Below are 19570 nucleotides of genomic sequence, written 5' to 3' on the forward strand. Positions count from 1 at the left end.
GAAAGTAAAACTGAATGAGCACTACATGCCATAAACATGAACATCGTCATGTAATTACATTTAACATCCTCAATAACATTACAACTTTTGGTGTTCTCCATATACCTGCACAGGTTTCTCCTCCCTATCCTTTGGTCATTACCCTTCACGGATTAGCCTCAAGTAAAATAGGTTCTAAACGCACTCACGTACACCTTGCTGAAAAATTGTCAGAATGTGGGATTGCGGTTTTACGCGTTGATTTTCCGGGACATGGGGATGCAGAAGGCGATCCCTATGACTTCTCGTTCAACGACTATATCTTAAGTGCAAATGAAATTATTTCTCACGGCTACGGCTTAAACCATATCGATACAAAAAATATAGCTGTTTTTGGTTCTTCATTGGGAGCTACTTTATCTCTCTTAAATATGTCTAGCCTACACTATGTAAAAAGCCTCGCAGTGTGGGCCCCGACCATTCAAGGGGCTGTATGGCTACAAGAAGCTATTCATCTTCCCAATAACCTGATTTCACATTCTCCATCCTCAGAAGATATTTTTTATGGAGGTATGCGCATCAATAAAACGTTCTGTTCGCAATTCATTGAAATGGACGTAACTAAGGAAATCCCGAAATTTTCTGATTCCCTATCTATCCTCTACATGCAAGGACAAGAGGATACTGTCGTATCCTTACATCACCAGGAAATCTTTTCTGAGGCTATCAAGAACAAACCCAATCCTTATGAGCTACGCGTCTATCCCCATACTGGTCACCATATTCCTCAGTCTTGCTCTATGTTATCAGAACTTGTACAATGGCTAAAACATCAACTTATTCCCTAGGAACTACCTGTGGAGCTTCTCTCTGTAAATAAAAGTTACTTTGAATTGCAGCGTTTGCACTACCGTCCGGAAACCTTAAGCTTTCTACATGGTATCACGTCTTTGCATATTGTCGACTCTGCCTCTACAGCATCTCCTCATGTTCCTAAAGATCTTCAAGAGCATATTCCTCATTTGTGCAACATCCCTGAAGTCACTATTGAAAAGGGAAAGGCAACACCTTCTCAACCTTTGAAGATTGGTGTATTACTTTCTGGGGGTCAGGCTCCCGGAGGCCATAACGTGGTTATAGGGCTATTCGAAGGACTGCGCGCCTTTAACCCGAAAACAAAACTTTTTGGGTTTATTCAAGGCCCTTTAGGATTAACACGTGGTTTATATAAAGATCTCGATATCTCTGTAATTTATGACTATTACAATGTCGGAGGTTTTGACATGCTCTCTTCCAGTAAAGAGAAAATCAAAACCAAAGAACAAAAAAGCACAATTCTTACTACGGTAAAAAAGCTCAAGCTTGATGGTTTACTGATTATAGGAGGGAATGATTCGAATACGGATACAGCAATGCTCGCCGAGTATTTCCTCAAGAACAACTGCCATATCCCCATTATCGGGGTGCCAAAAACTATTGATGGAGATCTAAAAAACTTCTGGATTGAGACTCCTTTAGGATTTCATACTTCCTGTCGTATTTATTCAGAAATGATCGGAAATTTAGAGAAGGACACTCTATCTATAAAAAAGTACCATCATTTTGTCCGTCTTATGGGACAAAAAGCTTCCTATACAACTTTAGAATGTGGTCTACAGACCTTACCGAATATTACCCTCATTAGCGAACATCTCGCTATGAGAAAGATTTCCCTACAAAAGCTTAGTGAACATCTCGCTATGGGCTTAGTAAATCGTTACAGATCTGGGAAAAATTACAGCACGATACTCATTCCTGAAGGGTTGCTTGAACACATATTCAATACAAAGAAACTCATCAATGAACTCAATGTGTTACTTTTAGACAACACCCTAAACTTTGATAATGTGTATAAGCAACTTTCTCCAGAGTCTTTAAAGACATTTTCTGCTCTACCTACAGAAATTGCTCAGCAGCTACTGATCGCTAGGGATTCTTATGGGAATGTACGGGTCTCTAAAATTGCTACAGAGGAACTCTTAGCTGCTCTAATAAAAAAAGAAATCCAAAAAATAGAACCCAATATGGAATTCCAACCTGTGAATCACTTTTTTGGCTATGAATCGCGTGCGGGATTCCCTTCAAATTTCGATGCTAATTACGGACTAGCCTTAGGCATTGTTTCTGCTCTTTTCCTTGTCAGACAACGGACAGGGTATATGGTGACTATCAATAACCTAGCTCTCCCTTATAACGAATGGAGTGGCGGGGCTACTCCTTTATATAAAATGATGCAACTAGAACAACGCTTAGGTGAAGAAATACCTGTAATTAAAACAGATTCTGTAAATCCAAATGCTCCAGAAGTTCAATACCTTTTAAATCAAAGTGATACGTGCTTGATGGAAGATTTGTATTCTTTTCCTGGGCCATTACAATATTTTGGTGAAGAGCGCCTCATAGATCAACGGCCACTAACATTGTCATGGGGAAACAAAAAGTAGAGAAAAATAAGCACCTTTGCCAAGGCAACTATCTGGCTACTTCAGAAACTACTCTCTAAAAAGATGCTTATAGAAGAAAATTAGCGGTAGTCGGACTTGAACCAACGACTCGCAGATTATGATTCTGCTGCTCTAACCATCTGAGCTATACCGCCACACTAGATGGTAAAATTAATAGCGGGAGAAGGATTCGAACCTCCGACCTTTGGGTTATGAGCCCAACGAGATGACCACTACTCTATCCCGCGATAGATAAAAGACTTTAGCAAAGCTCTATATTTTTACACAAGGGATATATCTTTTAAAAGATTCCCAGGTGCGATCAAAAGCGACTTTCTCTTCATGTAAAAACATTGCACCTTTCTGAATATAAGCTGCTCTTTCCTCGGGATGATCTAATAAAAATGTGATCACTTTGACTATATTGGTCTTGTCTAAACAACAACCTGCACCCATGGACAACAGACGCTCTGCTAAATCTGACTGGGATTGGATATGCGGGCCAAAAATTAACGGCACACCACATTGCAACGGCTCTAATAAATTATGTCCGCCTATCCTATCATCAAATGTACCACCTACAAAAGCAAGATCAGCGGCAGAATACAATTGTTTTAACCAACCAATAGCATCTACAATAATGGCGTCATGCTGAGCAAATGTCGCTTCTTTACTCCACAAACCATAAGAAATATTTTCTTTACTCAAGAGAGCTTCTAATTCTTTGGATCTCTCAATATGTCGAGGTACCCAAAGAACTTTTAAATTCCTACGTAATTCCCGAACTACAGGAAGCCAAACCTCAACATCTTTAGGATGTACAGAACCTAAGACAAGCAACTCCGTATCTTGAGCTAATTGTAATTTTTCTCTCCAATAATCCCGCTGGTTATTTTCAGATAGTGTTTCTGTATACGTCTTGATATTTCCCGTAACTTGTATTTTCTCTTTATCAACACCCAGCTGCAAAAAACGTGCTTTATGCTGCTCATCTTGTAGTAAAAAGCCGTCTACAGGGGAAAAATAGTTCCTACCGAAACGTTTTAAAATGGTGAAGCGTTTACAAGAATTAGCGGAAAGCTTCCCATTAATAATCACGGCAGTAGCGCCTAGCCTTTTGGCCTCTTCAATAAAATTCAGCCAACAGTCTCCCTCAGAAAAAACTAATAAAGATGGGGATATCGCACGAACAACCGGTTTAATAATTATACTTAAATCTAAAGGTAAAATAAAAGTTGTCACTCCGAGAGGTCCAAACAACCTGTGAGCATTCTCATGTCCGGATTCGGTACAAGAAGTCACAACACAACGCCATTCCGGATATTCTTTCATGAACCGTTTTAATAAGGGAAGAAGAAGAGCTGTCTCACCTACAGAAGCTCCATGAAACCAAGCTACGGGCCCCGTTCCTGGAACTTCTGGTTTCTTAAAACCAAAACGAATACCTAATGACTTGGTATACTTCCCATGCACGAATCTCTTATACAGAATCCTAGGAAGCCCCACCATAAATGCGAAGATTAAAAAACAATCGTAGAGGAAAGTATGTAGCTTAGTACGTCGACCTTTGATCATAGAACGAAATTCACCAATCTATTAGGAACAAAAACTTCTTTTTTAATTTCTTTATCTTCTAGATATTTAGCGACGGACTCTCTTGCTGCGGACAAGATGTCTTCTTGTGAAGTGTTCTTATCAATATCTAAACGTGCTCTTAACTTTCCATTTACCTGTATTACAAAGGTTACGGAAGCGTCTTCTAAATATTTAGGGTCTACCTCTGGCCACTCTGCCTTGTCTATACCAGGAGCATAGCCTAAAATTGTCCACAACTCCTCACTGATATGCGGAGCTATAGGAGCTAAGGCTCGCACGACCATAGCTAAAGCAGATTTAGGATAAGTATCAAGCTTTGTAAATTCATTTATGAATTCCATAAACGAAGATGGTATGGTATTTAAAGACATTTTTTCTATATCTTCCCCAACCCTATGTACTAGTTTGTGCGCAAGAGCCATTCCCTTAGGATCATCAACATCTTGCACAGCAGAGGAAGTAACTAACTCATAAAAACGATTTAAAAAGCGTCTACAGCCGGAAACACCGTGATTACACCAAAGCTTATTTTTATCTAACGGTCCTGAAAACATAGCATACATACGCAACGCATCAGCGCCGAACTCATCTATTAGGGTTTGAGGATCCACCCCATTTAACTTAGACTTCGACATCTTCTCCTGACGGACTTCTAATTCTTCTCCAGAAGCAGTAGTCCATTTGCCGTTATCCTCTCGAACGTCTTCAGGATGAACATACCCCTTACCAGGAATTCGGTATGATGTAGCAAGAACTAAACCTTGATTGATTAACTTTTTAAAGGGTTCTGGAGTCGAGACCAATCCGGCTTCATAAAACACCCGATGCCAAAAGCGAGAATACAGTAAGTGCAAAACTGCGTGTTCTGCCCCTCCAATATACAGATCTACAGGCATCCAGTAGCGTTCATTTTCATTAGACCAAGGTGCTTGAGAATTATGCGCATCACAAAAACGTAGGTAATACCAGCAAGATCCTGCCCATTGAGGCATCGTATGTGTTTCACGTCTTCCCTTACGGTTAGTTTTTACATCATGAATTTCTACCCACTCTTTGACATTTGCCAATGGCCCTTGACCAAAACCCTTGGGGCGGTAGTCTTGAATTTCAGGAGGAAGTAAAGGAAGTTCATCATCTTCTAAAGGACGGCATGTCCCATCTTCAAAATGAATAATAGGAATTGGCTCTCCCCAATACCTTTGGCGAGAAAATAGCCAATCACGCAGCTTATAAACAACTTTACCTTCTCCCAAATTCTTCTTCTGCAAATAAGCAATCACATAATCGCTAGCTTCTTTGCCTCTCAGGCCATTGAGAAGAAAATCCCCATGATTACTATGGATACACTGTCCGTTGTCATCAAGCACCTCAGAAATAGGTAGAGCAAATGCGTTGGCAAACTCGCGATCTCTTTCATCATGAGCAGGGACGCCCATAACCACTCCGGAACCATATCCCATGATCACGTAATCTGAAACCCAGATAGGTAAAGGAGCACCTGTGATCGGATGCTTAGCATAGGCTCCTATAAACACTCCGCTTTTTACTTTAGTTTCACTGATACGTTCACGTTCGCTTTTACTTTGCACACAGCGAATATAGTTTTCTACAGCACTACGCTGTTCCTCAGAAACTAGGTGATTTATCTCAGGATGTTCTGGAGCCATAACGAGAAACGATACGCCACATAAAGTATCAGGACGTGTAGTAAATACTGACAAAAAGTTTCCGTTATCTACTTCAAAGCGTACGAGAGCACCTTCCGACTTCCCTATCCAATTTCTCTGGAGCTGTTTAACATTTTCTGGCCAATCTAAATCCTCTAAACCCTGCAATAGCTGATCTGAATACGCTGTAATGCGTAAAATCCATTGGCGCAACATTCTACGCTCTACAGGATACCCTCCCTCTACGGATAAACCATTCTCTACCTCTTCATTAGCTAAAACAGTCCCCAACTCTTCACAATAGTTGACTGCCATATCTGCCATATAGGCAAGCCCCTTTTCATATAGAAAAAGGAAGAGCTTTTGAGTCCAACGGTAGTAATCAGGGTCACTAGTAGCAAACTCTCTCCCCTCGTCATAGGAAAACCCCATAGCAGAAAGTTGCTTTCTAAAATTCTCTATATTTTTTTTTGTAGTTTCCCTAGGATGTGTTCCTGTTCTCACAGCATATTGTTCTGCAGGCAGGCCAAAGCTATCCCACCCCATAGGATGTAAAACTGAAAATCCTTTAGCTCTCTTGTATCGTGCGACAATATCTGTCGCGGTATACCCTATAAGATGTCCGACATGCAAGCCTGCTCCAGAAGGATAGGGGAACATATCCAATACATAATATTTAGGCTTATCCGCAGTTTCGTCTGCCTTAAAGCTCTTGTGTTCCTTCCAAAATTGCTGCCACTTCTTTTCTACTAAACTAGGATCGTACCGCATAATATCCTGACAAAGAGATCTTTTTAAAATAAAATAGAGGCTAGTGTATCCTTCACTCGATGAAAAGACAAGAATCTTCTAATCAAAACCTGAAAAGCATGAAATTTTTTCTATAAAAAACTCGCTTCTGTTATACCCTTGTCCCGCTTTTCCCCAATACATTGACAAAAAAAATATAAAACCCTATTTTAGTTATCTTTTAATTAGGTTGCTTTTCATGTTAGTTAAAATGAGCAAACTATTCGCATTTATTTTTTTGTTTTTCATAGTAGCTAATGCATCTCAAGCTGAATCAATTAAAATCCCTGGGTTCCCAGAAATCCCTGAGAGCTTGATTGTAATTAACAGAACGCAGACTCCAAAAAACGAAATCTGCCGGGCTGTAAATATACAAAGTGGTAAGCATAACCTTGTAGGCACACTCCACTTACCAACGACTCCTATGCCTGAAGGTGGTTATCCTACTGTTATTTTATTTCACGGATTCCGTGGAAGTACAGTCGGTGGCTTGACAGGATCTTATAGAAAGCTTGCACGCGCTCTAGTTGAGTCGGGTATAGCTTGTGTACGCTTTGACATGGCTGGGTGCGGAAATAGCGAGGGTATTGCTCATGAAGTGCCTATTCAAACCTATCTCAGAAACGGTGAGGATATTCTTAGTACTGTAATCCAGTACCCTGAAGTTCATCCTTTTAGGCTGGGTATTGCCTCTTTCTCTCTAGGGTGCCACACTGCTTTACATCTGGCACAATTTTACTGTCCTTCCCAATTTCAGATTCGTGCAATCAGCCTCTGGGCTCCAGTTGCTGATGGAGCAATTTTATTTAAAGAAATGTATGAGTCGGTGAACGACAATACGAGTATTGTGGATAACCTGGGAAAGGATTTCGGATTTGGCACGGCTCCTTTAGTCATTTGCGAAGAAGACGTGAGCGCTTTTCTCTCTCTTCAAGATCATATTGTTTTGAACTCTCTTCCTACAAGAATCCCTATTTTACATCTACAGGGTAGAGAAGATAACTTAGTATCTTTAACTCAAAGAGACTTATTTAAAAATACAGCTCCAGGGAATACAGAGTTTAAAATCTATGAAAATACGGATCACAATTTAGGTACGTCTCCCCATATGCAGGAGATCATTCGAGATATAGTCAAATACTTCCATAGCCATCTATAGAGACTGTTTTAACTTTGGCTGATATCTCTAAAAATACTTCTCAGAAAGAAAGGACTTTGTGAGCTTTTCTAAAAATATTCCCTGCTTGATTCATCAGATCCTTTTCCCTATACTAGGATTTATTCGTGTCTTCTACTCATAGAGATCGATATGACAGATGTATTAGTCATAGGCGCCAACCCCACAGGTCTCATTTTAGCAAACATGCTCATTCAGCACGGCATTCTTGCAAAAGTGATCGACCATCGGGATTCTGCAGATGAACCCGATTTTATAGATCTTAGGGATCTTCCTGTTGTTTTATCATGCTCTTCTTTAGAACTTCTAGATAATGCAGGTTTAATCGATGACTTCGTAGAAAAAGGGCATAAACTCTTCGGAGCCCGCTATCATTGGAAAAAGCGCACTGTATTGTTCAAGTTTAATCAAGCATCAGAATCGCGTTTTCCGTTTGCTTTATCCACTTCTTATCAAGAGTTTACCAAACACTTGATTCGTAAGTTCGAGGAAAATGGTGGAGCGATCCATTGGGGAACACGTCCTGTGACTTTGGTAGACAATAGCATTTTTATTGAGAGTACGAAAACATCACAAAATTTCGAAAATCGGGAAATTTACAACCCGAAATGGGTTATTGCCAGCGAAGCTGACAGTGATCCTGACATTCGCGATCTATTTAAAAATCAATTAAAACCTCGGAAGCAAGTAAAAGAAGTCCTTTTTGTTGATTGTGATGAAGGGGAACCTTTTGAAGAAAGCCATATTCACCTGGTTCCTAGCTCAAAAAGTTTCTTAAATTTTGTTTTTTATAATCACAAGAAAGGCACTAAGCAGTTGTGTCTTAGCAATACTTCTTACCCCCTATCAGTAAAGCAAAAGCAGAAATTACTCTATAATTACAATCTTGCTGTTACTGATGAACATCACCATATCAAATCTGTTCTTCATCAGTATCCTGCAGACCATAACAACTTTCTATTTGTGGGTAATTTAGCTAATAATCTGAATTTTTCTTATCTTACAGGAATAAATTCCAATATCCATACAGCTTTTAACTTAACATGGAAGCTTATCCCTGTGGTAAAAAAGGCTGCCTCAAAATACCTCATCACAGCTAAAGAACATGAGATTGGGAACATTCTTCCGCATCTTAGCGAAAAGAGGCAAGGACGAGCTAAAAATCTATTATTCTCCAATCTTTATGCACCCGCTCTGATGTATTATTTTTTAAAGGGTTGCCGTCAATTGGATGTTTCTGGAGGAGAGTATTACTATCCCCCCCATAAGGCATTGAAATATCAAAATAGCGATATTATTAAGATGTCTTCACAAGATAAAGAAATTCTTGGTCCAGGTCCTGGCATGCGAGCCATTAATGCTCAACTGGATAATGGCAGCTATCTACTAGACAGTTTAAAAAGTACCAAACACTTACTCATCTTCTTTAAAGAACGTACGGATCTAGAGCAAGCTCTTAAAGAAGAGTATGGTGAATGGTTAGAGGTCATTGTGACTAAAGATCAAAAGATTGCTAATCTTTATCATGCAAATCCGGATTCATTATTTATTATCCGTCCCGATTGTTACATCGGCTATAGAACTCATAAATTCAAGTTACATGAACTTATCTCCTATCTATTGCGGATATTCGCAACAGAAAAAATAGATTAAGCGCGCACTCTAGCTACAACGTTTTTCTACTTTTCTAAATACCTCTTCCAGATTGACTACTCTGTACTATGGCGATTCTTGTTCCTTAACCCGAGAAGGTCTAGGAATGGCTGGGGTACAACGCATTACTTAGCGTAACTTTTTCTTGAGTTAATGCTCGTTTTCTTTCCTGTAACTCTTGAAGAGCTTGAGATAAAACTTCTAGTTCTCTTTCCCATGCCGCACGGCCCTGGGCAAACATCTTATCTTTTTCGCCAACTATACTCGAGGCCATCATGTATTGTTTCTCGATTTCTTTAGCATTTTGTATCTTTTGTGTGGCCATCAGTGCTTTGACTTTGAAATCTTTCACCAAACGCGTCAAAATATACTTCGGCTGTTGCAAGAATGTCTCGTACACATTACGAAATAGATCCTGATTCTGACCGTCTGCACTCTCATTAGCACGGATACGTTCTAGTAAACTAGCAACTAATCGTGTATTTCTTCTCTTTTGTACATTCTTCATTATCCAACTATCAATACGTTGCGATGCTAAAGAACACAAGTGGTGTCTACCCAGGGTTGCGTTTACCGTCACAACCTCTTGGAGCGATTTCCCTTCTCTGATAATTTGTGTACTTCTAACGAAGTTTTCGTCTCCTAGCAACGTCCCATAAGCTAGCGGGGATAAGTTTCTTTCTACTCTTAAGTAAGAAGCAAGTAGTCTTTTTGCTTTGCGATACTCTTCTATGGAAACTTCTTCTCCGTTAGAAATTTTTTGCTTTAAGAGCTGAAGCTCTTGTAGAGCATCTTGAGCTAGCGACCATCCCTTACCAGGAATAGGAGAAGAAAACTCCAAGAATGGAGAGATGTGACTCATACCTAAGTACTCCAATGCTTTCTTACGCACTTGGAGCTCTTGCTCACCTACAACCGTTCTTTGAGATAGATCGTCTAAAGTTCTTGCCCTAGAGACTTCGAAACGTGCTAGCTGATCCCTACGGTATTGATCAAGTCTGACGTCATTTTTCCCTAAGCAGGAAGAGAGTTCCAATGCATTTTGAATCTCGTGCAGGTACCCAGCTTCAGCAGATTCTTTAACTAGATTATCGAATAAACGTTTAGCTTCGTTGACAATATCATCAGAAGCATCTGGGTCAGCAATTCTAAACATCAGTTGAGTAAGAGTGTCTACCCTACTCTTTACCTCATTAGTATCGACTTGCTGATCTGGTATTTGAGACACTATTTGAGATAGGACATCCGCCACAGCTTGACTCTCAACAAGCGTCTGTTCTAACTCAGGAAACTGTGCTTTAGTATTTTCAAGACGCTGTTGTAGCTGATTTTTATAAGACATCTGCTGACGATAACTTAGCATCTCATTATCATAACGCATGCGATAGTTGACTATCTTGTTTTCCTCTTCTTCTAGTCGACCGATCTCTACAGTAATCTCATCTAAACGTCGTTGACCACTAGCTAAGACCATTTCTCTAGCAGCATCTGTGGGTTGCGGAACAATGTGATCTATGTGATCCGCGGCTTCCCCTTGATCAGGAACTAATGACTCTTGGACTCTAGCGGTTTCCTCAGCTGCTTTTTTACGATCTATAACACTTTGAAGATCTGTAGTGCCGAAGCGTCTCTGAATCCTTTTATCTAAAGATTTTGAAAAACTTTTAAGATCTTGGATAGATTTTTTGAAATCGTCCTTCTTATTAGAAGGATCTCTATCTAAATCACGAATTACTCCCCTAGCCCAGCTATACTCAAAACCTTCTAGTTGTAAAATATCTTGAACTCGAGAAAGACGCTCCACATCGGGATTATTAAATTCTGAAGGGAGAATCTTTGTTGCAGGTAGTAAATCTTTAGCTAATGATGCTACACGGACATCAAAAGTTTTCTTCTCGATGATGTGGTCAAAAACCATAGGAACGATTTGTAAGACCAGTGCCGCAGCACTAAGACCTATCGGCAACCATACCATTTGCAGAGACAATAGAGATAAGCTGGCGATCAGCATACCCAGACCCAAGACAAACGTCACCAAAGACTGTGTTTTGTTCCACTTACTGGCTATTTTTTGTACCTGACTCAAGAAATTGCTTAAGTCTTTATTGCGTGTTTCCCAGAAGCTCTTGTTTACACTCTGAGCATCACTAACCGTTTGCGCTGTACTCTCGGCGATCTCTCCAAGTTCTGCAACCGCGGTAGGGACATTCTGTTCACCATAGGATGACAATACTGTTTCTAAATCTGCTAACTTATCAGATCTAGGATCACGTATAACTGAAAATAGCTGATTAGATGCGCGTATTACCTCTTCAACAGCAATATTATCGGGAGAACTTAAAGATTGCTCTAAATGAGTCATCTCCTCGAGGATCGCTTGTATATGATCAATACCTGAATCAAGTAAAACATCGATATTTTCCTGAGTTCCCGGTTGATTCGCTTTAATAGCGGCTACGAGCTCTCCTTCCTTCTTCTTGGATGCTTCCTTTAATGAAGACTCTCTACTGGTCAGTGCCTGCCATAACAAGGATTTTGTAGTTGTCCCTTCAACTTGAATTCTTTGCCCAATACTCTGAACGTCAGGAATAATAGCGTCCAACTCTCCCATAAGAGCTTTAAACTCTTCGGCCCATGCAGCTATATCTTCTTTAGTAGGAAGAGCAGCAGCCCCTCCAAGAGCATCATAGGTCGTATCCAAGAAAGTACGACATCTGTCTATAAACTCTGTGACAGCCTCAGCTTGATGATGCGATGTCCTTAACTTATCAATTTCACACTCTATAGTAGAATAGTTCTCTGAGAAATCACTCATCAAGACTAGAGACATCTTTTGAGATTTAAAGGTGTTATACTTCTCGCTCCACTCTTCAACCTTCTGACGGGCTTTTCCTAAGTCTTGAATAATTGCCTGCTTTTCTTGGAGAATCTCTTCCACAGGTTTCGTAGATACAGCCCCCCAACTATCCTTATTCACTAAGTTTAACAGTTGGTTGATAGAACTCAGAATTCTCACACGCTGATTATCAGGATGTTTTTTGACAGCCTTCTCTATGTCCATACGGACAAACTTTCCAAGCTGTATACACCTATGGATTTTATCAAATAAAGAACTCAGGTTGCCAAGATTCGCAAGATACCCGATCAACTCTGTCTGCACTTTATTAGATAAATCTGCAGCATTTGCATGCCTATCCCCTAGGAATTTACGTAGGCTCTTCACCTCTGTCTGTATCGATGATTGCAGAGTTGTTTTTATCGTATTTGCCTCTTCAATATTCCCGGATGAGTGTTCTGTAATGATATTCTCAAGCTGATCTAAAATATTTCTAACCATCAACTGACGCGCAGAGTCGATACTCTCATGAGTATTTAGCTTATGAGCGCCGGTTTTAATTTTTTGATGTAGATCAGCTAACGTAGGATTTTCGGATAAAGCATATACATCCATTTTCCAAGATTCAAACTGTTCTAACCAATCTGCAAGTTGGACCTTAGTTATATGCGTTTGCAGCTTTGTGAATATATCTAAGGTCATATCCACAGTTTGTTGTTCTTGAGATAAATATAAACGTGTAGCCGGTGTGATATCTAATAACCAGGACGACAGCGTCTTGCTATATAAGTATGTGCGCTCATACTGGTCTATAGTCTGACGAATCTCCAGACCTACTTTATTTCCAAATCCGCAGATACTCATCAAAGATTTTGCAAGGTCTACGAAATCTGCTCCTGGGAGGAGTGCCGGCAAATTTACCCCAGTTTCTTGAAGAGCAGAGTTAGAAAGTGTGCGTAAAGCAGAGTATGCGGAATTATTTTTTAATAACTCGACCTTAGCATTCAACACATCAGAAAGGCGTTTTTGCCAGGCTGCATCATCAACCCTATCAATACCTAAAAGTGCGTTACATTGATAACGTGAGTTAATTTCCCCAGATATCCCAAGAGTCTTATCAAGATTGGCTCCTCCATCATAGGTATTTTGGCTCATGTCTGGACGTAGCTTAGCAAGGAGCTTCTCTTTTAAAGATCCCCCCTTAGGCATCTCAATATGATACTTAGATAACGTCGAGCTCCTTAAATCCTGATGCTTACTGAGCAGATGTCGGTGATACACCTGTAAAGAACGATATTTTGATCTGATCTCTTGACAACGTGCGCGTAATTTCGTGCTGACAAGCCCACTAAATAAAGACACACCTAGTGTAATAACGACAGGGATCCATAAACTGATATTGAAAATCATCATTACAGGAATAACAAAAAGAATTGCTAGTCCTACTAGTGTCAAAATAATCAGGGCAATCTTGTACAAACGCATCTTTTTCAGATCCGTTTGTTCCATAGAGGAGAGCTCTCCCTCTACAGCTTCTAAAAGAGCTTGCTGAGTTGTTAATCCCGCGCGCAGGCCTTGTGCCTCCGGGCTCAATGGAGATGGTGAGGAAACAGAATCCAGCTGTTCTCTCAGAGAATTTTGATTAGTGTCTCCATTAACTAGAAAAATAGACACAGACAACCTCAAAAATATACTAATTTTAAGAAAAAATTAAACTTTCAGATAAGCATTATAACTCTAAAAGAATTTATATTAAATCATATATGTAAGGATTGTTCTTATAATTTTTAATTAATAAAAATAATTAAGAACTTAACAAATGGGATAATGTAACTTTAGTAAAGAATTTTTAACAGCTCATCCTCACTAAGAATGGGAATTTCCAGTTCTTGGGCCTTTTGTAACTTGGACCCAGGATCCTTGCCCACAACAAGATAGTCGGTGTTTTTAGACACGGAAGAACCTACCTTACCTCCACAATTGCGAATGTAAGTTTCTGCTTCGGATCTCGTCAATTTTTCAAGACTGCCCGTAATTACGAAGGTTTTCCCTAAACACGAAGAACTTTCCCTGCGGTAAGGTAAAACATGCACCCCTAGAGAAAGCATTATTTGAATCTCTTCGCGATGTTCTGGTTGATTAAAATAAGCAACTATAGATTCTGCAACTTTATCTCCAATTCCCTCTACAGATTTTAGATCATCCAAAGAGGCAGACATCACAGACTCTAAAGAAAGAAAATGTTGTGCAAGAGCGTTGGCTCCGCCTATACCCACATAAGGAATACCCAAAGCAGTAAGAAAACGATCTAAAGGCACACTTTTAGCTTTCTCTATACTTTTAAGGACGTTTCTTATGGATTTATCTTTAAATCCTGGAACATGGCGGAGATCTTCTTCAGTGATTTGAAAAATATCACAGCGTCGATGAATACACCCTAAATCAAATAGCTTCGTAACAACCTTTTCACCAAGATGATCAATATCTAAAGCGTCTCTTCCACAAAAAAAGCGGATTTTTTCAATAACTCCTGCAGAACACAGGGGGTTCGTACAACGAACAGAAACTTTATCGGATTCGCGAGTTACCTTCCCATGACACACAGGACAGTATTCGGGCATAACCCAAGGCTGTGAGCCTTCCGGACGCTTTTCCAGGCAAACACCAACAACTTGAGGAATAATTTCTCCGCCCTTCTCTACATATACGGTGTCACCTATACGGATGTCTTTTCTCTCAATTTCATCTTCATTGTATAGAGAAGCCCTAGAAACTCTAGATCCTGACAAAACTACAGGTCGCAGCTTAGCCACTGGGGTCAATACTCCCGTTCTGCCTACTTGAACTAAGATATCTTCTAAAATAGTTTCAGCGCGTTCTGGCGCATACTTGTATGCGAGTGCCCAGCGATAATGCTTCGCCGTCATTCCCAAGACTTTTTGATCTTCTATATCATCTACTTTGATCACCACACCATCGATTTCCATGGGAAGTTGATCTCGCAAAGCTTCTATCTCATGGAGAGAGGCGACGACTTCATCGATAGTTTGGCATTGACGTGGCTGACCCAATACGGGGAATCCCCACTCTCTACACAACAGGAGATTCTCATAATGTGATCGCTTATTCTCTTCTGCCAACGATCCATAAATAGAAATTTCTAAGTTTCTTTGTGCTGCTTCCTTAGCAGACAACAATTTCAAAGTGCCACCAGCAGCATTTCTTGGATTAGCAAATTCAGGTTTCTCCGCTTGCCTTTGTGCCGCATTAATCTGACGAAAAGTTGCTCGTGAAAAAAATACTTCACCTCGAACTTCTAGAAATTCTGGAGCCTCTTTTGATAAACGTAGGGGAAGCGTGCGTATCGTACGGATATTTGCTGTGATATCCTCTCCCTTACGTCCATTCCCACGGCTTAAAGCTTGTAAAAGGACTCTCTGCTCATAACGAAGAGCTACGGCAATACCATCTATTTTTATTTCTAGAGTGTATTTCGGGGTATACCCCAACGCTTTCTCCATACGGGAAAAGAACTCATAAAGCTCTTCTAAAGTATAGGCATTAGCAATAGAAAGCATGGGGTGGGCATGAGCTACAATAGGAAAGCTTCCTGAAGCTCGATCCCCAAGACGCATCGATGGAGACCATAATACCTTCCATTCAGGATGCTGCGCTTCTATAGAAAGAAGCTGCCGCATTTTCATATCATAGTCATAATCTGAGATTGTGGGATTATGAAGAACATAATAGCGATAATCATCTTCTTCGATATCTTTACACAGAGAGAGATATTGTTCTCTGGAATATGTACTTTGCATGCAGTATTTACTTAACTCCTTTTGCGCAGCGGAAGCCATAGGTACTATTTACCGCACCAGGATTATTACGATGACGATGAGCACAACGGAGATCATCTTTTAAGCTTTTCCAGCATCCCCCACGCAAGACGCGGTACACTCCTTGAGCAGGGCCTTGAGGCGCGTGTGATTCTTGAGCAGAAAGTTCATAGAAATCATAGCTATACCAATCTTCACACCACTCGTAGACGTTTCCTGCCATATCATATAATCCATAGGCATTGGCAGGATAACTCATGACTGCTGTTGTATCAGAACTAAAGAAATTCGCCAGGCTCTTATCTATTTCTTCACCACAAGGATAACGCTGTTGAGCAACACCTCCATACGCGGCTACTTCCCATTCAGCTTCTGTAGGGAGACGCTTCCCTACCCAAGCAGCATAGCCAGAAGCACCGTACCAAGTAACACCAACAACAGGATGTTTAGCATAACCTGGCTCGATAACCAGCTTGCCTGAACGCCGTTGTATTCGTGAATCTTTAAGACGGATAAGCTCATTATAATATTTATCCTGTTCACTTCCCGAACATTCTAAATAACGCACAAATTGTTCATTAGTCACAGGATGGATATCTAAGAAAAAGCTCTGCAGGAAAATCTCATGTACAGGATGTTCGTCTCGTTGTCCTTCACGACTCCCCCGGATAAAAGTTCCTCCCTCGATAAATACCATTTCTGTGAACAAGGGTTGAGGTTTCACCTCTTCTTTTTCTTCTTCTACATAACGGCTAACCACAGGCTCGCGTATTAATAAGGACTGCAATGCATTAGCATAGCTTTCGTCTTCCCTAACTACCTCTTCCTTAGAATCTACAGAAGTATCCATAGCTTCGTCTATAGATTTTGCTTCTACAAGAACAAAGGCTGAATGATCAGAAGATTCTTGATGTATTCTGCTCTCACCTTCCCGGTAAATATTCGCAACGCTAGGGACCTGCGGTTCGTCACTGATTTCCCTCAATTGTTCTTCCTTACACTGCATTTTCGCAGTAAGGAGCTGTTCTCCCAGTGTTTTTTTTACAATTAAGGGAGTCAGTTTCCTGGGTCTTTTATCTATAGAATAACTCAAACAGGATTTAATTAATTGATCCCATGAATAAATGTAATCAGGGAAAGCTTCCGATGGCAAAGGAAAGACTCCCTGAGGGAACTTTCTAAATAATAAAAAGTAAACAATCACTCCAAAAGCATAAACATCTTCAGAAATTGTTCCTGACATAGGTTCTGGAGCTTGAAATACAAGTAATTCCTTTAACTTATCTAAAGATGATCTCTCTGGAAACTTTGTTAAAAGATGCTGAGTATAGTGATCCTTGAGCAAAAAAGAAAATCCTAACTCAGGTAAAAACACCGTAGGAGACTCTCCTGAAAGATCCACATGTACAGAGTCTAAACTCAGGCCACCATGAACTAACCCTCTAGAGTGTGCATAATCTAAAACCTCTGCCAACTGTACAACAATCTCTTGAATTTCTAACTCTGATAATCCCTGAGGGAAACTAGAAAGATATTGACTTAAGGAAAGCGTGGGAACTTCTTTTTCTTCAGTGACTAAAAAATACTGATTATCTGCTTGTGAAACATTTTCTATAGAGAGAATGCCAGGATGTTTTATTGTTGCTAATTTTATAATAGTTTCATGAAAAGCATTCATAAATGCTTCTGATGAGGAAAATTCCGAATGCAGTAGTTTTAAAATATACCGTTTTTTTATAAAACGGTGCTCAGCAAGGATATCTTGGCACCATAAGTCCTTTCGCAAATAACAGAGAATCTTATAGTCACCTAAAAACTCAATTCCAATATTCTGCTCGCTTTCCATGGAGCAAACTCCTTGCCTTTTTGAGATTTTCTATCTTCTGCTTATATTGAGCTAACTATAGTAAGGGAAAGGGATGATTGCAATATACAAGAATAACAAAGAAGGACTTTGGAAAGATTCTCCTAAAGTCCTTCTTTGTTCTTAAGAATAAACAACACGCGAAAAGATTGTGTGCTCATCACTCTCTCTTAACCACAGTTAGTTACAATCTATTGTTATTTCTATAGTCACTTAACTACAAACTTCGGCAGCTCGCATATCGGTCACTACGCGGTCGGCCCTATCTCCTTCTTCTATACCTGCAACTCTTACCAAAGGTTCTTTAGTAATTTTCCCCACGCCACATAAACGAAGAATCATGACTACAACCCAAGACAATAAAAGGATCCCCGAAACAATGGCACATCCGCCTGCCAATGCAGAAGTCGGACAACATAAATTTAAAGCTGTCACTCCAAGAACTAAAATTGCAATAGAAAATATAGCGCCAACAATAGCAATAACCACCCTACTGATATCTACACATCTACGCTCTGCTCTAAATGCAGGGATTTTGTCTACGGATAGATCACAACTCCCTAAACCGCCAAAAACATCTTTCACATTTTCAATAAAAGGCATCAAAACCTCTCTATTTTCATAAATACCCAGAGACAGCACATAGATTATATAACAAGATTCAAACATTCAATCAGAGATTCCTCTCTGATTATAAAAATAACGAGAAAGAAACCGCTCTAGAGCAAATCTTACCTGCTACAAAACTTTGATCATCCTCTTCAAAAAACACATCTATTTTCTTGAAGCACTAGAGAGATATTTTTTAAATTATGAAAAAAGAAAAAGTCTTTTCTATAAAGCTAGAAAGATCCCAAGAACCCCTACTTTTCTTTAAAAATAGATCCATATTTATTTAAAACTGTCGGGATACAAGTGGCTTCTCCAACCACTCTATGTTTCGATATAAACATAGACAAAGAGAAGATGAATCACATGAAAACTGTAGTACAATTCTCAAAAATGCATCTGTAAATAGAGTCTACGGGCAAGGATTCATGCTACAATGGGGAAAATGCCGATTTATCAAATCCAAGTACTCTCCAAAATCGTCATACATCCTGCCCTTACTAGGGAGAGAGATGCTCTAAGAAAAGTCGACTCTCCCTAATCTAAGATAAGCCCTTTATAGAGTAATTTCCAAAGGGTGACATCCTATCTTATCCTTTAATAAACATACGTTTTAATGCAATAGCAGACCAAGCAAGTCCAACCAAAGATGTAGCAATTGTAACAACACCACAGTATGCAGCTGTTCCACCAACAGAGCAGCTCATGCAACCTACAATAAGAGATGCTACTGCTACGATGGCTACTAGTGCTGCAATAGCAACTCGGGTTACATGGGAGCATAAATTCTCGTTTTTATTAAAAGCAGGAATAGCGTCTTTTGATAAATCAATTTTTCCTAAACCATTAGCAGCTACGCTGAAGTTCGATACGAAACCCATAACCATCTCCTATCTTAAATTTCAAAAGAACAATATAAAATGTTAAGTTTTAAGTATATAAAAACAGAAGCCAACCAGAGCTGCCTACATAGGGATAACCAAAGCATGAAGGCATTTTGGGAACCATCACAAAGAAGAAGTTATTGGTGAACTGGAGAGACACATACCCTTAGGCATATCTATGCGCTTCCTATATTTAT

The 19570-nt window shown here is 39.8% G+C and carries 11 protein-coding genes and 2 tRNA genes; 4 read left to right on the forward strand and 9 right to left on the reverse strand.

Annotated features, from left to right (window positions below; translation table 11 throughout):
• The first annotated feature begins 14 nt into the window (after positions 1-14).
• Positions 15-827, forward strand: a complete 813-nt coding sequence (locus tag G5O_RS08175) for an alpha/beta hydrolase (RefSeq protein WP_006343276.1) — start codon at positions 15-17, stop codon at positions 825-827.
• 9 nt (positions 828-836) lie between these two features.
• A complete protein-coding gene (locus tag G5O_RS08180) occupies positions 837-2462 on the forward strand; it encodes a diphosphate--fructose-6-phosphate 1-phosphotransferase (RefSeq protein WP_006343277.1) in 1626 nt (541 codons plus the stop codon).
• Between the two features lie 81 nt (positions 2463-2543).
• Here G5O_RS08180 and G5O_RS08185 read toward each other — a convergent pair.
• The 4 genes from G5O_RS08185 to leuS all read right to left on the reverse strand — a co-directional run bounded on the left by G5O_RS08185 (position 2544) and on the right by leuS (position 6496).
• A tRNA-Met gene (locus G5O_RS08185) sits at positions 2544-2617 on the reverse strand.
• Between the two features lie 20 nt (positions 2618-2637).
• Positions 2638-2710, reverse strand: a tRNA-Met gene (locus G5O_RS08190).
• Positions 2711-2735: 25 nt separating this feature from the next.
• Entirely contained in the window at positions 2736-4037 is a 1302-nt protein-coding gene (gene waaA / locus G5O_RS08195; RefSeq protein WP_013747376.1) for a lipid IV(A) 3-deoxy-D-manno-octulosonic acid transferase, read from the reverse strand.
• A complete protein-coding gene (gene leuS / locus G5O_RS08200) occupies positions 4034-6496 on the reverse strand; it encodes a leucine--tRNA ligase (protein ID WP_006343279.1) in 2463 nt (820 codons plus the stop codon). Before leuS ends, waaA begins: the two co-directional genes overlap by 4 nt.
• A 229-nt stretch (positions 6497-6725) precedes the next feature.
• Here leuS and G5O_RS08205 point away from each other — a divergent pair, with 229 nt between their 5' ends.
• The gene (locus G5O_RS08205) at positions 6726-7673 is read left to right on the forward strand and encodes an alpha/beta hydrolase (protein ID WP_006343280.1); all 948 of its coding nucleotides are present in this window, start codon (positions 6726-6728) and stop codon (positions 7671-7673) included.
• A gap of 150 nt (positions 7674-7823) precedes the next feature.
• A complete protein-coding gene (locus G5O_RS08210) occupies positions 7824-9344 on the forward strand; it encodes an FAD-dependent oxidoreductase (protein ID WP_006343281.1) in 1521 nt (506 codons plus the stop codon).
• A gap of 100 nt (positions 9345-9444) precedes the next feature.
• On the opposite strand, the gene G5O_RS08215 is transcribed toward G5O_RS08210, so the two are convergent.
• The 5 genes from G5O_RS08215 to G5O_RS08235 all read right to left on the reverse strand — a co-directional run bounded on the left by G5O_RS08215 (position 9445) and on the right by G5O_RS08235 (position 19370).
• The gene (locus G5O_RS08215; RefSeq protein WP_006343282.1) at positions 9445-13854 is read right to left on the reverse strand and encodes a hypothetical protein; all 4410 of its coding nucleotides are present in this window, start codon (positions 13852-13854) and stop codon (positions 9445-9447) included.
• Positions 13855-14015: 161 nt separating this feature from the next.
• Positions 14016-15998, reverse strand: a complete 1983-nt coding sequence (ligA, locus tag G5O_RS08220) for an NAD-dependent DNA ligase LigA (protein WP_006343283.1) — start codon at positions 15996-15998, stop codon at positions 14016-14018.
• Positions 15999-16005: 7 nt separating this feature from the next.
• Positions 16006-17862 carry an SUMF1/EgtB/PvdO family nonheme iron enzyme gene (locus G5O_RS08225; protein ID WP_006343284.1) on the reverse strand — a complete coding sequence of 619 codons (1857 nt, stop codon included), beginning with the start codon at positions 17860-17862 and terminating at the stop codon, positions 16006-16008.
• Positions 17863-18093: 231 nt separating this feature from the next.
• Entirely contained in the window at positions 18094-18549 is a 456-nt protein-coding gene (locus G5O_RS08230) for a hypothetical protein (RefSeq protein WP_014518397.1), read from the reverse strand.
• A gap of 530 nt (positions 18550-19079) precedes the next feature.
• Positions 19080-19370, reverse strand: a complete 291-nt coding sequence (locus tag G5O_RS08235; RefSeq protein ID WP_006343287.1) for a hypothetical protein — start codon at positions 19368-19370, stop codon at positions 19080-19082.
• Between the last annotated feature and the right edge of the window lie 200 nt (positions 19371-19570).

It is taken from the genome of Chlamydia psittaci 6BC, from assembly GCF_000204255.1.
Taxonomy (GTDB): Bacteria; Chlamydiota; Chlamydiia; order Chlamydiales; family Chlamydiaceae; genus Chlamydia; species Chlamydia psittaci.